This is a genomic window from Rhodopseudomonas sp. RCAM05734, from assembly GCF_052658035.1.
Genome location: NZ_CP199742.1, coordinates 1993335 through 2010587 on the forward strand (window position 1 = coordinate 1993335; position 17253 = coordinate 2010587).

The following is a 17253-nucleotide window of genomic DNA, read 5'->3' on the forward strand; positions in this document are numbered from 1 at the left end:
CTGTTTTTTCAGACACTTCTTGCACTAAAGGGCACGCGCAGAATGCGAGTGGAAGATCTATGCCGAAATTCCGGCCGTCAGCCAGGAAGCCTCCGAAATCCGCGGTGAAAGCCCGTGCGCCGCGGCTTGCCCGCTCGGCGCAGCCCGCCGCGAAGCTGACGCTCAAGGTCCGGCGGCCGTCGACGCCGATCGGGGAGATCGTGCGCAAGCGAGCCGAAGCCGAGGCGGCGATCGCGCAGGCCCGCACGTCCCATGAGCGGCTGCGCGAAGCCATCGAGATCCTGCCGCAGGGCATCGTGTTTCTCGATGCCGAAGGCCGCTACATCCTGTGGAACAAAAAGTACTCCGAAATCTACAGTCGCAGTTCGGATCTGTTCCGGGAAGGCGCGCGCCTGCAGGACACCATCCGCGTCGGCGTCGCCCGCGGGGACTATCCCGACGCGGTCGGTCGCGAGGAGGAGTGGATTGCCGAGCGGCTGGCCAAACTCCAACAGCCCGGCGAGCAGCACGAGCAGCACCTGGCCGATGGCCGCTGCATCCTGATCGACGAACGGCTGACCGAAGACGGCGGCCTGATCGGCATCCGCATCGACATTACAGAACTGAAGCAGCGCGAAGCCTCGTTCCGGCTGCTGTTCGACAGCAACCCGGTGCCGATGATCGTCTGCGGGCAGGATGACGAGCGCATCCTCGGTGTCAACGATGCCGCCGTCGAGCACTACGGCTATACGCGCCCCGAATTCGAGAAGCTGACGATCCGCCATCTCCATGCGTTCGAGTCCGACGTGCCGTGGGCCGGCGATCCCAGCAGCGACGAACAGGCGGTGCGCACCTGGAAGCACGTCAAGGCCGACGGCACGCTGATCGATCTCGCGATCTATTCGCGGCGCCTCGTCTATGACGACGAGCCCGCGGTGATGCTGGCGCTGCTCGACATCACCGAGCGCAAGCGCGCCGAGATGCGGCTGGCCTTCATGGCGCATCATGACGGGCTGACCGGGCTGCCCAACCGCAACCTGCTGCGCCAGCGCCTCGATGAGATCCTCGCCCAGACCCGGCGCAGCGGCGAGAAGACCGCTGTGCTGTTTCTTGGGCTCGACAACTTCAAGGCGGTCAACGACACGCTCGGCCACGAGGTCGGCGACAAGCTTTTGCGCGGCGTCGCCCGCCGGCTGCGCTCGTCGCTGCGCGAGGAAGACGCCATGGCGCGGCTGAACTCGGACGAGTTCGCCATCGTCCAGAGCGGCATCGACCGCCCCGAGGACGTAGTCTTGCTGGCCCGCCGGCTGCTTGAAGCGATCGGTGAGCCCTATCTGCTCGACGGCCACTCGGTCGTGATCGGCGCCAGCATCGGCATCGCCATGGCGCCGAGCGATGGAGATGAATCGGAGCGGCTGCTGAAGAACGCCGACATGGCCATGTCGCGGGCCAAGAACGACGCGCGCGGCACCTTCAGCTTCTTTGAAACCGACATGGACGCCCGTGCGCAAAGTCGCCGCAAGATCGAGATCGATCTCCGCGCCGCGATCCAGGGCGACTTGCTGCGTCCGTTCTACCAGCCGCTGATCGACCTGAAGAGTGGGCGCATCACCGGCTTCGAGGCGTTGGTGCGCTGGCAGCATCCGGAGCGCGGCATGATCTCGCCGGGCGATTTCATTCCGGTCGCCGAAGATACCGGCCTGATCAATGTGCTGGGCGCGCAGATCCTGCGCCGCGCCTGCATGGAGGCCGCACAGTGGCCCGACGATGTCCGCGTCGCCGTCAATCTGTCGCCGTTGCAGTTCCGGGTCGGCAATCTGCTGTCGCTGGTGATGGACGCGCTCAAGCAATCGGGCCTGCCGGCGAAGCGGCTCGAACTCGAAATTACCGAGACGCTGCTTCTGGAAAAGAGCAGCCAGGTGCTGGCGACGTTGCACGCGTTGCGCGCGCTCGGCGTGCGCATCTCGATGGATGATTTCGGTACCGGCTATTCGTCGCTCAGCTATCTCCGCAGCTTTCCGTTCGACAAGATCAAGATCGACCAGTCGTTTGTGCGCGGCCTCGGTGGCAACCGCGATGCCCAGGCGATCGTACGTTCGATCATCAGCCTCGGCATGGGCCTCGGCGTCACCATCACCGCCGAAGGCGTCGAGACCGAAGCCGAACTGGCCTGCCTGCGCGCCGAGGGGTGCGACGAGGCGCAGGGCTTCCTGTTCAGCAAGGCTCGGCCCAATGCCGAGATCATCGAACTGCTGAAAGCGCAATGCGGTGCCGACCCCGGTTCCGAATTGACGGTCCGCGCCCAGGTGGCGTGAACGGGACCGGTCTCGGCGGCGTTTCCGGGCCGCGTATCCGAAAAAAACGCGCGATGGGTATTGGCATATCGCAGCAGCCCCGTTCCGATCGCGTCGATTTATCCCGTCGTTAAGGCGCGGCGCGTAGTTCTTGCTCCGGCGGGGCGCCGACGCCATTTTTCGCGGCCTCTTATTTCTTTGAAAGCTATTGCGGTGACGGATTCCAAACAGCGGCTGGGCTGGTTGCAGGTGCTGCGCGGTACCGCCGCCGCCGGCGTGGTCATCTCCCATTGTGCGGTGTATCTGGTCCCCGACGCCTCGACCGAGTGGCTGCTCGGCGCGTTGCATCATCTCGGCTCCGGCGTCGATCTGTTCTTCGTCATCAGCGGCTTCATCATGGTGCATACCACCATGGGCGATCGCGGCGGATGGCGCTCGGCGGTCCGCTTTGCTGGCAAGCGCATGCAGCGGGTATGGCCGGCCTATCTTGTCCTGACGCTGGTCGTCGGCTTCGCGCGTTTCGGCTGGGGCCTGATCGGCGACGATGCCACGCGGCTAATGCTGATCAAATCGCTGCTGTTCGTGCCGGGAAGCTACGACACGCTGTTTGCCGACCAGATCATCGGCCCCGGCTGGACGCTTGGCTTCGAAGTCTATTTCTATGCTGTGTTTGCCGTCTCGCTGCTGTTTGCGCGCTGGCGCTGGCTGTTTCTCGCCGCCTGGTGCGTCGTCACACTGCTGGTCATCCCGCTGGCCTATGGCGCGTCGCTGACCGGCATCTACGAATCCTGGGCGACGGCGTATCCGTTCGGCTACCTCAAGCTTGCGACCAGTCCCTTCGTGTGGGAATTCGCGCTCGGCGGATTGGCGGCGGTGCTGCATCGTTCGCGTCTGCGCATCGGCCGCGCCTGGATGTGCCGTGCGACCGCCGCCGCGGCCACCGTGTTCGCGCTGTGGAACACGTTCGATCCGATCCTGCCCGGTACGCTCGGCCTCGCCTCCGGCTATGCCATGCTGATCGTCGCGCTCTCGACGGCGGGCGAAACCATCGACCTGCCCGAGCTGCGCGGATTGCGCTATCTCGGCGACATTTCCTACACGTTGTATCTTGAGCACATGATCGTCATTCACGGCCTGCGCTGGCTCTATGCGTCGGCCGGGCTGAGCGATCTGTCTGCGGCCTGGCTCAACGTTCCCGTCACGCTCGCCGCCTGCGTTGCCGCCGCCGCGCTGACCAGCCGCTTCCTGGAACGCGACATGCTCAAGCTGTTCTGGTCGGTTTGCCGCCTGGCATGGGCGGAGCCGCCGCCGCGCGGTGCAGCACCACCCGACACCATCCCGCTTCCTGTTGCATCGTCGCGACCGGCCGAAGCGTAAGACGTCGCGAACGGTATTCGCTTCATCGGCTGGCAATCATTCTGTGCCAGGGTGCGGCCTTGCTCAAACCAAGAGTGAGTCGTTGATGTCCTTGATGCAGAAATCGTTCGCCGCGCTCGCCTGCGTGATGTCCCTGATCGCCGCAGCGCCCGCGATGGCGGCATCCATCCCGGCTGGACCGGCAGGCGAGGCATTCTACACCCCCCCATCCCCGCTCCCCTCGGGCAAGCGCGGTTCGGTGATCTGGGCGCGGCCTTTCGAGGGCACCATGGCGCTGCCGAGCGCCGCGCAGAACAGTCTCGTCTTGTACCGCTCGAGCAGTGCGGCAGGCGGCATCGTGGCGGTGTCCGGCACGCTGTCGATTCCCAAGGGCGATGCGCCGGCCGGCGGCTGGCCGGTGATCGTCTGGACCCACGGCACCACCGGGCTGGCGGCGGCCTGCGCGCCGTCGCGCGACACCGACAGCGGCCCCGAACACGCCTATATCGCGGTGATCCGCATGCTGCTCGACAGCTACGTCAAGCAGGGTTACGCCATCGTCGCCACCGACTATGAAGGGCTCGGCGTGGCCGGCAATCATCCGTTCCTGCAGGGCGTGCCGACCGGCCGCAACGCGCTCGACATGCTGCGCGCGGGGCGCGAGATCGTGCCCAGCCTCGGCACCGACTATACGGTCGTCGGGCATTCGCAGGGCGGCCAGGTCGACCTGTTCGCCGCGTCGATCGGGCCGTCTTACGTACCCGAATTCAAGCTGCACGGCAACGTCGCCTTCGCGCCGGGCTCGCACATCATGGACCGGCTGAAGCTGGTGATGACCTCGGCCAAGAACGAGCTGTCGCTGCCCTACGTGCTGTACACGCTGCAATCCTTTGCCCGCAGCAATTCGGCCATCGATCTCAAGCGCATCCTGACTCCGACAGCGCTGTCGCATCTGCCGGACCTGATGCAGGGCTGCATGACCCATGCGCTGACCACCGGCTACTGGTCGACGGCCATCGCCAAGGACCAGTTCGTGAAGCGGCCGGACCTGCGCGCCTTCAAGATGATGGCGCGCCGCAACGAGCCCGGCCTGCTGCGCATCAAGACGCTGACCCGGATCGTGCAGGGCAAGGACGACGTCACCGTGATGCCGGAGGCCACCGACGACGCCGCGCGCCAGCTCTGCGCCCGCGGCAACCGGCTCGATTACGTGCCTGTCGCCGGCGCCGACCATGACGGCTCGATGATCAAGGGCGGCGCCGACGCCCAGGCCTGGGTCGTCGCGCGCTTCAAGGATCTGGAGGCCACGAGCAACTGCAAGGCGCTGCCGAAGGCTGGGAAGTAACGGGGAGGGGGGCCGGACGGATCAGCGAAGCGTGATCCGTCGGCCTGCCGCGGCGCAATACGCTACGCTATCGCGGCCCATGTGATTGCCGTGATTCCAGAGATGTTCGCGCATCTTGGGATTACGGGCTCGCTCGCAGCCGGCGCTGCGTTCGCCCCGGAATGACAGGCGCGTGGTGCCTCAGCTATCCACCTTCAGCGCGGCGATGAACGCCTCCTGCGGGATGTCGACCTTGCCGAACTGCCGCATCTTCTTCTTGCCTTCCTTCTGCTTCTCCAGAAGTTTTCGCTTACGCGAAATGTCGCCGCCGTAGCACTTGGCGGTCACGTCCTTGCGCAGCGCGCGGACGGTTTCGCGGGCGATCACCTTGCCGCCGATGGCGGCCTGGATCGGGATCACGAACATGTGCGGCGGGATCAGGTCCTTCATCTTCTCGACCATGGCGCGGCCGCGGCCTTCGGCGCGGGTGCGATGCACCAGCATGCTGAGCGCGTCGACCGACTCGGCATTGACCAGGATCTGCATCTTGACGAGATCCGCGGCCTTGTAGTCGGTGAGGTGATAGTCGAAGGAAGCATAGCCCTTGGAGATCGACTTCAGCCGATCGTAGAAATCGAACACGACTTCGTTGAGCGGCAGGTCGTATTTGACCATGGCGCGGGCGCCAACATAGGTCAGCTCCTTCTGGGTGCCGCGGCGCTCCTGGCACAGCTTCAGCACGGAGCCGAGATATTCGTCGGGGGTGAGGATGGTGGCCTCGATCCATGGCTCCTGGATCTCGGCGATCTTCACCACATCCGGCATGTCGATCGGATTGTGGATCTCGATCTCCTGGCCGTCGGTGAGGTGCATCTTGTAGATCACCGACGGCGCCGTCGCGATCAGGTTGAGATCGAACTCGCGGCTGAGGCGCTCCTGGATGATCTCCAGATGCAGCAACCCGAGGAAGCCGCAGCGGAAGCCGAAGCCCAGCGCGGCGGAGGTCTCCATCTCGAAGGAGAAGCTGGCGTCGTTGAGCCGCAGCTTGCCCATGGCGGCGCGCAGGGTCTCGAAATCGTCGGCGTCGACGGGGAAGAGGCCGCAGAACACCACGGGGACGGCAGGCTTGAAGCCCGGCAGCATCTCGGTGACCGGGCGGCGGTCGTCGGTGATGGTATCGCCGACGCGGGTGTCGGCGACTTCCTTGATGCCGGCGGTGATGAAGCCGATCTCGCCGGGGCCGAGCTCGTCCACCGTGGTCATCTTCGGCGTGAAGTAGCCCACGCGCTCGAGGTCGACCGCGGCGTTGGTGCCCATCATGCGGATGCGCATGCCCTTCTTCATCACGCCGTCGACGACGCGGACCAGCACGACGACGCCGAGATAGACGTCGTACCACGAGTCCACCAAGAGCGCCTTGAGCGGTGCGTCCTTGTCGCCCTTGGGCGGCGGCAGCCGGGTGACGATGGCTTCCAGCACCAGGTCGATGCCGATGCCGGTCTTGGCCGAGATCATCACCGCGTCGGAGGCGTCGATGCCGATGACGTCCTCGATCTGCTTCTTGACCTGGTCGGGCTCGGCGGCGGGCAGGTCGATCTTGTTGAGCACCGGGACGATCTCGTGGCCGGCATCCAGCGCATGATAGACGTTGGCGAGGGTCTGCGCCTCGACGCCCTGCGAGGCGTCGACCACCAGCAGCGAGCCTTCGCAGGCCGCCAGCGAGCGTGAGACTTCGTAGGCGAAGTCGACGTGGCCGGGCGTGTCCATCAGGTTGAATATGTATTCCTTGCCGTCCTTGGCATGGTAATTCAGGCGCACCGTCTGCGCCTTGATGGTGATGCCGCGCTCGCGCTCGATGTCCATCGAGTCGAGCACCTGCTCCTTCATCTCGCGCGCCTGCAGACCCCCGGTCGTCTGGATCAGACGGTCGGCGAGGGTCGACTTGCCATGATCGATGTGGGCGACGATGGAGAAGTTGCGGACGTTCGAAATCGGGACAGTTGTCATGGGCGCGGGATAGCATTCGCGCCGCAAAGCGGCAACCTTATTGCGGCTTTACAGCGGTTTAGGGCGGCTTTTCCTCACGGCATCCTGATTTCGCTGGCGGGCAAAACGCGCTAGGCAGGGGGCCATGACCAGTACCCTTTCCCTGCCTGCGCGGCCCCGGTCCCGCTGGCATTCGCAATTCCGCCGCGGCGCTGCCCGGCTTGTCGCCTGGGCCGGCGACGAACGCCTCAGCTTGTGGCTCGCGCTCGGCTTCACGCTCGCCCATGTGGTGTTGTGGACCGCCATCCTGACCCAACTCAAGGCGGCGCAGGACGTGCATTTCGACGTCGCCGAGGCCTATGCCTGGGGTCAGAAGTTCCTGCTCGGCTATGGCAAGCACCCGCCGCTGTCCGGCTGGGTGGCGGGCGCCTGGTTCATGCTGTTCCCGCCGGCGGACTGGGCCACCTATGCGCTGGCCATGACCACGGTCGGAACCGGCATGATGATCTGCTGGGCCATCGCGCTGAAGGTCGTGGATCGCCGCCGCGCGTTCCTGGTGCTGGTGATGCTGGCGCTCTATCCGATCTTCAACTTCAAGGGCTTCAAGTACAATCCGGACCTGTTGCGGCTGGTCACCCTGCCGCTGGTGGTGCTGGCCTATCTCGACGCCTTCGACAAGCGCACGCTGCGCTCGGGTGTGCTGCTCGGCCTCGCCGGCGCGCTGGCGCTGATGACCAAATACTGGGTCGCGACCATGATCGGCGCGGTCGGCCTCGCCGCGCTGATCCATCCGGCGCGTATGGCGTTCCTGCGCTCATGGGCGCCGTGGGCGGCCATCGTCACCATGGCGGCGGCGATGATTCCGCATTTCATCTGGCTGCGGCAGGTCGATTTCGTGCCGTTCACCTATGCCGGTGGCACCTATGCGCAGTCGAACCGCAGTGAAAACGTGCAGCTCGTGCTCGGCTATATCGGCCACAATCTCGCGCTGCTGGCTTTGCCAATGGCGCTGGCCGCCGCGGCGATCGCCTGGCGCCGGCGCTGGTGGACCATGGCGTGGCGCGACCCTGCTGGCTTCATTGCGCAGCCCTGGTCGCGCGCCGCCAATCCCGGCGTGCGGACCGATCAGGCGCTCAATGTCTGGCTCATCCAGGCCATCGTCGCGGTCGGGCCGCCGGTCGGCGCGCTGATCTTTGAGATCTACCTCAAGACCGACTGGGGCATCTCGCTGTTCTTCCTGGTGCCGTTATCGGTGGTTGCGATTCCGTCGCTACGGGTGCGGCGCGCCGCGCTGGCGCGGCTGGCTGCGATCTGGCTGGTGCTGACGCTGGCGGTGCTGGCAACGGCGCCGCAGATTGCGCTCCTCACCCTGCCGCGCAATGCCGACGGCAGCATGAGCCATGGGTCTCATTCACAGCCGGCGCGTGAACTCACCGATGTGTGGCATCAGCGCTTCCACAGCCGCTGGCCGGTGGTGGCCGCCTATACCGACGTCGGCGACCCCATGACCTTCTACAGCGTCGATCATCCGATGCCGCTGACGCCGAACGAGCCGTGGTCCTCAGGCCTGAGTTCGCTGGACGAGGCGAAGCGCGACGGCTTCATCGGCATCTGCGAGGTGGGGGACTGGCACGAGCAACTCTGTGGCGACTGGATGAAGGTCAATGCGGCCAATGCCGAGCGCATGGTGATCACGACGCGGCGGTTCTTCAAGGGCCATGCCGGCGCAGCGACCGTGTGGAATGTCTATGTCGTGGCGCCCGGGCAGTGAGGGGCTCGCTTCTTCTTTCGCCCGCCGGGCTAAGCTTCGCGCGGTGGGGAAGCAAGAAAGGGGGCGACCTACTCTTCGCCGAACTTGCTGCCGACCAGTTCGGTCAGCGCGGCGATGGCGGCTTCGGCGTCTGGGCCGATGGCGGAGACCATGATGGTGGTGCCGGGGCCGGCTGACAGCATCATCAGTCCCATGATCGAGTTGCCGCCGACCGTCTCGCCGTTGCGGGTGACGGAAACCTCGGCGTTGAAGCGTTCGACCATCTGCACGAATTTCGCAGACGCGCGCGCGTGCAGGCCGCGCTTGTTGATAATGGGAAGTTCGCGGGAGACCGGGCTGGAGCCGGTGCCGATGGTCTCGGGCGCGCCTGCCTGGTCGGTCCTGTCGGTCATTTGCCGGCAAGCACGCGGCTGGCGATGGTGACGTATTTGCGGCCGGCTTCCTGGGCCATGGCGATGGCGTCGGGAAGCGTGCGCTCCTCGCGGACCTTGGCGAGTTTGACCAGCATCGGGAGATTAATGCCTGCGAGCACCTCCACCTTGGGGCGGCTCATGCAGGAGATCGCGAGGTTCGACGGTGTGCCGCCGAACATGTCTGTGAGGATAGCGACACCGTCTCCGGTATCGACGCGGTTCACCGCTTCGATAATGTCACTTCGACACAAATCGGAATCATCTTCAGCGCCGATCGTGACGGCTTCGATTTGTTTCTGCGGACCCATCACGTGTTCAAGCGCTGCCTTAAATTCGTCGGCAAGGCGCCCATGGGTCACAAGTACTAGACCAATCATCGGAAACTCCTCGTGGGTGCTTTTGGTGCACCGCACGAAAGGGCCACTTTGACCATCCAGAGCCCCTATGCAAGAGGGCTCTTCGCGATTCTCCCTTAAAAATGCGAGCGTAGGGGGAGGCGGCGCGGGTCTATTCGGTGGCGATAGTGGGGGATATATGGTTACCAAACCCCTTCAGGCAATCGTCCATCTGTCTTATCAATTCGTAACCTTCGGTTGTCGTCAGCGCGGCGACCACCAAGGGTAACGCGAAAAAGCCCTGTGCCACCGGGATTCGCGGCAATTCGATGCCCATCACGGTGGTGCGCAAGGCTGCCGGCGGCGGCAGCCGTTCAGCGTCGCCGGCGTCAAGATCGACCACCAGGCGAACCGTGGCCTCGGCGACGAAGGTCATTCGCCGGATGCCGAGCCCGCGGACCTCGATCAGTCCCGCGAGCTCCGGCGCCGGTCGGGCCACCAGCGCGCCGTTCCGATGCTCCGCCAGGATACGGTCGTCACCGACCAGGGTCGCAGGTGGCAAAACGCCGCTGCGCCCGGCCAGGATCAGATCGAAGGCCAGCCGCGACTTGCCCGAGCCCGACGGCCCTCGGATCAGCACCGCGCCGAGGTCGCCGACCAGCACGGCAGAGGCGTGGATGCTCGGGCCGGGCGATGTCATGTGGCCGGCAGCCGGACGACGAAGCGGGCGCCTAGGACGGGGATGTCGCCTGCCGGTCCAGCCGGGCCGACGCGGTTTTCGGCCCAGATACGGCCGCGATGGGCCTCGACGATCTGCTTGGAGATCGACAGGCCGAGGCCGGAATTCTGGCCGAAGCCCTGGTGCGGCCGGTCGGTATAGAAGCGCTCGAAGATCCGTTCCAGCGCCTCGTCCTCGATCCCCGGGCCGTCATCGTCGACCAGGATCTCGATGTCGGATTTCAGCCGGCGGCAGACGATGCGCACCTTGCCGCCCGGGGTCGAGAACGACTGCGCATTGACCAGCAGGTTGGAGATCACCTGGCCGAGCCGGGAGTCGTGGCCGGGCACCGAGAAGGTATCGGAGGCCGGGCCTTCGAAACGGACCTCGACGCCGACGTCGTGGCCGAGCTTGGTCTCGTTGGCCACCGAGGTCAGGGTGGTCAGCAGGCGGCGGATGTCCACCGGCGCCACCTCGTTGCGCTGCAGCTCGGCATCGAGCCGGCTGGCGTCGGAAATATCCGAGATCAGGCGGTCGAGCCGCTTCACGTCGTGTTCGATCACCGCCAGCAGCCGGCCGCGGCTGTTTTCGTTCTTCGCCAGCGGCAGCGTCTCCACCGCCGAGCGCAGCGAGGTCAGCGGGTTCTTCAATTCGTGCGACACGTCGGCGGCAAAACTCTCGATCGCCTCGATGCGATTGTAAAGCGCGTCGGTCATGTCGCGCAGTGCGCCGGAGAGATGGCCGATCTCGTCGCGGCGGCTGGTGAAGTCGGGAATTTCCACGCGGGTGCGGATGCGGCGGCGGACCCGCTCGGCGCTGTCGGCGAGTCGGCGGACGGGGCCCGCGATGGTCGAGGCCAGCAGCAGCGACAGCACGATCATCACCACCGCCGCCACCGCGAACACTTTCAGAATCGCAAGGCGCTCGGCGGTGACCATCTGGTCGATGTCGTCGCCCTGCGTCGACAGCATCAGCGAACCATGCACCGCGCGAAAACGCTGCACCGGCACGGCCACCGAAACGATCACTTCGCCGCGCTCGTTGATGCGCACCATGCTGCTCTTCATGCCGTCCAGCGACTGGACGACTTCCTGATAGCCGTTGCCGTTTTCCGGGCCGAGCTCGCGGTACAGCGGCAGGTCGCCGCGGTTGAGCCAGGTGCGCACCGCGATCATGGCGCGTTCGGCGAAGCCGGGCTTTTCGGTGGAGGGCGGCGGCAGTTCGAAGCGCAGCACGTCGCCGCGGCCGTACAGGCTGCGGCTGTCGAGGATCAGCACGCCATCTCGATCATAGATGCGGGCGCGCGTCTTGGTTGGCGAGATCAGTCGCCGCAGCACCGGCGCGACGCGTTCGGGATTGATCGGGAAATCCAGCCCCGACAATTCGTCGGGGGCGCCATAGGTCTCGCCGGGCTTGAGGTCGAGCAGCCGGTCCGGATCGATAGTGATGGTGTTGGTCTCCACCGTGGCGGAGGCGGCGATGGCGCCGGCGATGATCTCGGCCTGCACCAGCAGGCTCTGGGCGCGCGCATCGATCAGGCCGGCCCGGAATTGCGACAGATAGAGAATGCTGGCGACCAGCGCGATCAGGCCGGCGAGGTTCAGCGAGACGATGCGGCGGGTCAGGCTGGAAAAGGTCAGCGCGACGAAGAACCGCCGCGCGCTGCGCAGCCAGTTCAGCGGCCGCTGCCAGCCCGACGTTTCGGTGTTGACGGCGGAGTCCGGCGCGAGCGGCGACGTGCCGTCGGTGTCCAGGCTTCCATCAGGCTGCGTTCGATCCAGCAATGCTAAAGCCCGGTTGTTGGCGATACGTCGCGCCCTGTTCCGCAGTCTACGCCAAGCCGCCGGGGCCGTCAGGCCCCAGCGGCTGTTGTTTCCGGCGCGTCTGATCAGGTTTCCTTGAAGCGGTAGCCGACGCCGTACAGGGTCTCGATCATCTCGAAGTCGTCGTCGACCACCTTGAACTTCTTGCGCAGCCGCTTGATGTGGCTGTCGATGGTGCGGTCGTCCACATAGACTTGGTCGTCATAGGCGGCGTCCATCAGGGCGTTGCGGCTCTTCACCACGCCCGGGCGGGTGGCCAGCGCCTGCAGGATCAGGAATTCGGTGACCGTGAGGGTGACCGGCTCGTTCTTCCACGTGCAGGTATGGCGTTCAGGATCCATGCGCAGCAGCCCGCGGTCCAGCGCCTTGGCGTCGGTTTCCTTCGGCGCAGCGGTGGGATCCTTCGGCGCGGCGCGGCGCAGCACGGCCTTGACGCGCTCCACCAGCAGCCGCTGCGAAAACGGTTTGCGGATGAAATCGTCGGCGCCCATCTTGAGGCCGAACAATTCGTCGATCTCCTCGTCCTTGGACGTCAGGAAGATCACCGGCAGGTCGGACTTCTGCCGGAGACGGCGCAGCGTCTCCATGCCGTCCATGCGCGGCATCTTGATGTCGAGGATCGCCAGGTCCGGCGGGCTGGTCCGGAAACCGTCGAGAGCCGACGCACCATCCGTGTAAGTCATGATGCGATAGCCTTCGGCTTCAAGCGCGATCGAGACGGATGTGAGAATGTTGCGGTCGTCGTCGACCAAAGCGATTGTGGGCATGAGCCTGCTTTCCGAAGCGGGAGTGGCGAGACGCGAAGGATTTCGACAATCCGCCGTTAGAGGTGGCCTTGAGAGCACAGTCAACGAGCAATGCAAGCTGGGCTGAAATGTGACCGAGTTCCCTGAACGTCTGAATGATCTGTCGGTTCCATTGCATATAGCCATTGGATTGGCGAGAAAAAGGCACTTTTTGCAATGAGATGCCGGAGATTGACCGATGCAACCGACCGCTGATTTCGATCCTGCCCGGCTGGCCCGTTCGCTGCTGCGGCGCAGCCGGCAGGGCGCCCTGGCCACCCTGATGGCCGGCACCGGCGCGCCATACTGCTCGCTGGTCAACCTTGCCAGCGCCCCCGATGGGGCGCCGATCCTGCTGATTTCACGACTTGCCGTGCACACCCGCAATATCCTGGCCGATCCCCGGGTGTCTGTCATGCTCGACGAGCGGGCCGCCGGCGATCCGCTGGAAGGCGCGCGAATCATGCTGGCCGGGGTCGCCGAGCCGGCCGAAGGCGACGTTGCGGCAAACCTGCGGCAGCGCTACCTCAATGCCCATCCATCGGCAGAAGTGTTTGTAAACTTTGCGGATTTCTCGTTCTTCCGGATCGCGCCCACAGGCGCTCACCTGGTTGCCGGGTTTGGCCGCATCAATGACCTCGCGCCAGTGCAATTTCTCACCGATCTCAGCGATGCCGACGCCTTGCTCGAGGCCGAGCAGAGCGCGGTCGATCACATGAATACCGACCACCGCGATGCGCTCAATCTGTATGCCACCCGATTGCTCGATGCTGCGCCCGGAGACTGGCGTTGCACCGGCTACGATCCCGACGGACTCGATCTCGCCGATGGTGCGACCGCACTGCGGCTCGATTTTCCGCGGCGCATCGTCACGCCGGGTGCACTGCGACAAGTGCTCGTCGAGCTTGCAGCGCAAGCGCGCGGCTGAACTTTGAGCAGGATCAAGGCTCGCGCTAGAGTAAACCAAATATGACGGATCGGCTTGGCATTTCGGACGTTGGTCACTATTAGGTCGCCGGACCACGACCCCAGCGCTATATTGGAGGGCTACCGCGGTCGATCGGCGACGTCAGACCATCGCCAACGCAAGGCACGCGGGCTCAAGGAGGATTTTCTGTGCAAGAGACGGGCGTACGCAACGGTGCCTTTGGCGCCGACAAATTCGGATTGAAAAATCTCAAGGCTGTGCACTGGAATCTTGGCGCGCCGCAACTCTACCAGTACTCGCTGGCAGCGGGCGAAGCCGTGCTGTCTGCCGATGGCGCGCTGTGTGCCGACACCGGCGACTTCACCGGCCGCAGTCCGAAGGACAAGTTCACGGTACGCGATGCCTCCACCGAAAACATGTGGTGGGCCGGCAACCAGTCGATCACGTCGGAGCAGTTCGAGGCGCTGTACGTCGACTTCAAGAAGCATGCTGAAGGCATGTCGCTGTTCGCGCAGGATCTGTTCGGCGGCGCCGACCCTACGTTCCAGATCAAGACCCGCGTCTTCACCGAACTGGCCTGGCACTCGCTGTTCATTCGCACGCTGCTGATCCGGCCCGAGGCCGCTGTGCTGCCGCACTTCGTGCCCGAACTCACCATCATCGACCTGCCGAGCTTCAAGGCCGATCCGAAACGCCATGGCGTCCGCTCGGAGAATGTCGTGGCCATCGATTTCGCCCGCAAGATCGTCCTGATCGGCGGGTCTTATTATGCCGGCGAGATGAAGAAGAGCGTGTTCACCACGCTGAACTACTACCTGCCCGCCAAGGGCGTGCTGCCGATGCATTGTTCGGCCAATGTCGGCCCGAACGGCGACACCGCGGTGTTCTTCGGACTGTCCGGCACCGGCAAGACCACGCTCTCAGCCGATCCGAACCGTACCTTGATCGGCGACGACGAGCACGGCTGGGGTCTCGACGGCGTCTTCAATTTCGAGGGCGGCTGCTACGCCAAGTGCATCAAGCTGTCCGGCGAAGCCGAGCCCGCGATCTACGCTGCCAGCAAGCGCTTCGGCGCCGTGCTCGAGAACGTGGTGCTCGACGAGGATACGCGGGTGCCGGATTTCGACGATGGCTCGAAGACCGAGAATACTCGTTCGGCCTATCCGCTCGACTTCATCCCGAACGCCTCGCGCACCGGCCGCGCCGGCCAGCCGAAGAACGTGGTGATGCTTGCCGCCGACGCCTTCGGCGTGCTGCCGCCGATCGCGAAATTGTCGCCGGCGCAGGCGATGTATCACTTCCTGTCCGGCTACACCGCGAAAGTGGCCGGCACCGAGCGCGGCCTCGGCAACGAACCGCAGCCGGAATTCTCGACCTGCTTCGGCTCGCCGTTCCTGCCGCTCGATCCGTCGGTCTACGGCAACATGCTGCGCGACCTGATCGCCAAGCACAATGTCGATTGCTGGCTGGTCAACACCGGCTGGACCGGCGGCAAATACGGCGTCGGCAGCCGCATGCCGATCAAGGTGACGCGTGCATTGCTGACCGCCGCACTCGACGGCTCGCTGCGCAACGTCGAATTCCGCACCGACAAGTATTTCGGCTTTGCTGTGCCGACCGCATTGCCGGGCGTGCCGAGCGAAATCCTCGATCCGGTCAATACCTGGAAGGACAAGGCCGAGTTCGACAAGACCGCCCGCGCGCTGGTCGGCATGTTCCAGAAGAACTTCGCCAAGTTCGAAGCCCAGGTCGACGCCGACGTCCGCGCCGCTGCGCCCGATCTGAAGCTCGCGGCGGAGTAGGTTTCGCTGCATCGGTGTGGATTGCAAAAGGGCGGCCGCAAGGCCGCCCTTTTTGTTTCTTGTTGCTCAATTTTGCCAACCTCTCGGCTGTCATCGCCCGGCCGGCGCGCACTTGCGCGAAGGACCGGGCGACTCAGTAGACACAGGAGTTTCGGCCTAAGTCGCGCTGCACCCGCAGGACCGGGCGGAGCGCTTGATTTGTCCGCTTCGCGCAACTTTGAGGCCGGCATGTACTGGGTCGCCCGGTCCTTCGCGCAAGTGCGCGCAGGCCGGGCGACGACACCTGAGTGTTGGGTTTTCCGGAGTGTAGTCCGCTTGCTCACCCGGAAAAAAACTGTCATCGCCCGGCTTGACCGGGCGACCCAGTAAACACAGACTTTAACGATGCGCGAGCATCACTACTACGTCTACATCCTCGCCAGCCAGATCGGGGGCACGCTGTATATCGGCGTGACCAATGATCTCATTCGTCGGGTGTACGAGCACAAGACAAAAATCGCGGAAGGCTTCACCAGGAAGTATGGCGTCGATCGACTGGTCTATTTCGAGTATTTCGATCACATCGAACACGCCATCCATCGCGAGAAGCGCCTGAAGAAATGGCCACGGGCCTGGAAGATCGCGCTGATCGAGAAGGATAATCCGAACTGGGATGATCTACCCGGTCATTGCGGTGTTGTGAGCGCCAGTGCGGGGCGGACAGGCCGGCGTGTACTGGGTCGCCCGGTCACGGCGCGCAAGTGCGCGCCGGCCGGGCGATGACACCGCGTGTGTATGTCGCCGACGCGCGCTATGTCGACTGGCCATCCGGGTTCGACGCCGCGACGCTGTCGAGCAGCCAGGTCTTGAACGCCAGCATCGCCGCGGTCGGGCGCTTCGATCGCAGTGACGTCAGCCAGTAGGCGCCCAGGGTGATTTCGATCTTGAACGGACGCGCCAGCCGGCCCTCGCGCAGTTCATGGGCAAACATGCTGGCGGGCAGCAAAGCGACACCGGCGCCGCGCGCGGCAACTTCCGCCATGGTGATCGAGGAATCGAAAATCGCACCGGTGATCGTCGGGCCGGCGATCCCCGCTTCGGCAAACCACCGGGGCCACTCGTCCGGTCGATAGGAGCGCAGCAATGGCTGGCGCTTGAGATCCGCAGGCCTGCGCAGTTCTTTTGCGATCTGCGGCGTGCAGGCCGGCGTCAGCGGCGCGGCGAAAAGTCGCGTGGCTTCGGTGCCATGCCACAACCCGTCGCCGAACCTGATCGCGAAGTCGAGGCCTTCGCCGGCAATGTCGACGCGGTTGTTGTTGGTGAGCAGCCGAAGGTCGACATAGGGGTGAGCGCGTTCGAACGCCGTCAGGCGGGACAGCAGCCAGCCGGTCGCGAAGGTTCCGACCACGCCGACGGTGATGACCTCGCGGAAGCGGCCGTCCTCGAAGCGGTCCAGCGTTGCACGGATGCGCTCGAACGATTCGGCAATCGTCGGCAACAGCGCCTGCCCCTCGTCGGTCAAAGCGAGGCCGCGCGGGAGCCTGCGAAACAGTTGGACGCCCAGCGTGTCTTCCAGGCTCTTGACCTGATGACTGACCGCCGCCTGCGTGACCCGCAGTTCCAGCCCGGCGCGCGTGAAGCTGAGTTGCCGTGCCGAAGCCTCGAAGGCGCGCAGGGCGTTGAGCGGCAGATGCGATGACTTCATTTTGCGACCCAAATTTTTCTTATGTCTCGCCCCATGAATGATCGTTTGTCAATGT

Annotated in this window: 13 protein-coding genes and 1 pseudogene; 7 read left to right on the forward strand and 7 right to left on the reverse strand. The window is 64.8% G+C overall.

Annotated features, from left to right (window positions below; all coding sequences use genetic code 11):
• The first annotated feature begins 59 nt into the window (after positions 1-59).
• The 3 genes from ACUXVA_RS09505 (at position 60) to ACUXVA_RS09515 (ending at position 4974) form a co-directional block, all read left to right on the forward strand.
• Complete coding sequence (locus ACUXVA_RS09505; protein WP_445491804.1) at positions 60-2294, forward strand: putative bifunctional diguanylate cyclase/phosphodiesterase; 2235 nt, start codon at positions 60-62, stop codon at positions 2292-2294.
• Between the two features lie 192 nt (positions 2295-2486).
• On the forward strand, positions 2487-3650 hold the full coding sequence (locus tag ACUXVA_RS09510; RefSeq protein WP_265080532.1) for an acyltransferase family protein: 1164 nt from the start codon (positions 2487-2489) through the stop codon (positions 3648-3650).
• 85 nt (positions 3651-3735) lie between these two features.
• A complete protein-coding gene (locus ACUXVA_RS09515) occupies positions 3736-4974 on the forward strand; it encodes an alpha/beta fold hydrolase (protein ID WP_445491806.1) in 1239 nt (412 codons plus the stop codon).
• Between the two features lie 180 nt (positions 4975-5154).
• Here ACUXVA_RS09515 and lepA read toward each other — a convergent pair whose 3' ends face one another.
• Positions 5155-6960, reverse strand: coding sequence for a translation elongation factor 4 (gene lepA, locus ACUXVA_RS09520; RefSeq protein ID WP_265080530.1), 1806 nt, complete (start codon positions 6958-6960; stop codon positions 5155-5157).
• Positions 6961-7084: 124 nt separating this feature from the next.
• Between lepA and ACUXVA_RS09525 the strand changes: the two genes are divergently transcribed.
• Positions 7085-8710, forward strand: a complete 1626-nt coding sequence (locus tag ACUXVA_RS09525; protein WP_445491809.1) for a glycosyltransferase family 39 protein — start codon at positions 7085-7087, stop codon at positions 8708-8710.
• Between the two features lie 68 nt (positions 8711-8778).
• Here ACUXVA_RS09525 and ACUXVA_RS09530 read toward each other — a convergent pair whose 3' ends face one another.
• From ACUXVA_RS09530 to ACUXVA_RS09550, 5 genes are all read right to left on the reverse strand, one after another.
• Positions 8779-9102 (reverse strand): HPr family phosphocarrier protein, encoded by a 324-nt coding sequence (locus tag ACUXVA_RS09530; protein ID WP_265080528.1) that lies wholly within the window; start codon positions 9100-9102, stop codon positions 8779-8781.
• The gene (locus ACUXVA_RS09535; RefSeq protein WP_265080527.1) at positions 9099-9500 is read right to left on the reverse strand and encodes a PTS sugar transporter subunit IIA; all 402 of its coding nucleotides are present in this window, start codon (positions 9498-9500) and stop codon (positions 9099-9101) included. The genes ACUXVA_RS09530 and ACUXVA_RS09535 overlap by 4 nt, the downstream gene beginning before the upstream one ends.
• A gap of 130 nt (positions 9501-9630) precedes the next feature.
• On the reverse strand, positions 9631-10158 hold the full coding sequence (locus ACUXVA_RS09540; RefSeq protein WP_265080526.1) for an HPr kinase/phosphorylase: 528 nt from the start codon (positions 10156-10158) through the stop codon (positions 9631-9633).
• Positions 10155-11960 (reverse strand): sensor histidine kinase, encoded by a 1806-nt coding sequence (locus ACUXVA_RS09545; protein ID WP_320109675.1) that lies wholly within the window; start codon positions 11958-11960, stop codon positions 10155-10157. The genes ACUXVA_RS09540 and ACUXVA_RS09545 overlap by 4 nt, the downstream gene beginning before the upstream one ends.
• 104 nt (positions 11961-12064) lie before the next feature.
• The gene (locus tag ACUXVA_RS09550) at positions 12065-12766 is read right to left on the reverse strand and encodes a response regulator transcription factor (protein ID WP_044412750.1); all 702 of its coding nucleotides are present in this window, start codon (positions 12764-12766) and stop codon (positions 12065-12067) included.
• A 217-nt stretch (positions 12767-12983) separates the two neighbouring features.
• Here ACUXVA_RS09550 and ACUXVA_RS09555 point away from each other — a divergent pair, with 217 nt between their 5' ends.
• From ACUXVA_RS09555 to ACUXVA_RS09565, 3 genes and pseudogenes are all read left to right on the forward strand, one after another.
• Positions 12984-13712, forward strand: a complete 729-nt coding sequence (locus tag ACUXVA_RS09555; protein ID WP_445491812.1) for a HugZ family pyridoxamine 5'-phosphate oxidase — start codon at positions 12984-12986, stop codon at positions 13710-13712.
• Between the two features lie 188 nt (positions 13713-13900).
• Positions 13901-15514: a phosphoenolpyruvate carboxykinase gene (locus tag ACUXVA_RS09560; protein ID WP_265080525.1), complete on the forward strand. Its 1614-nt coding sequence runs from the start codon at positions 13901-13903 to the stop codon at positions 15512-15514.
• 384 nt (positions 15515-15898) lie between these two features.
• Positions 15899-16174 (forward strand): annotated as a pseudogene (locus tag ACUXVA_RS09565) (GIY-YIG nuclease family protein); the annotation flags it as partial.
• A 130-nt stretch (positions 16175-16304) separates the two neighbouring features.
• Here the strand turns inward: ACUXVA_RS09565 and ACUXVA_RS09570 are convergent.
• Positions 16305-17198: a LysR family transcriptional regulator gene (locus ACUXVA_RS09570; RefSeq protein WP_265080523.1), complete on the reverse strand. Its 894-nt coding sequence runs from the start codon at positions 17196-17198 to the stop codon at positions 16305-16307.
• Between the last annotated feature and the right edge of the window lie 55 nt (positions 17199-17253).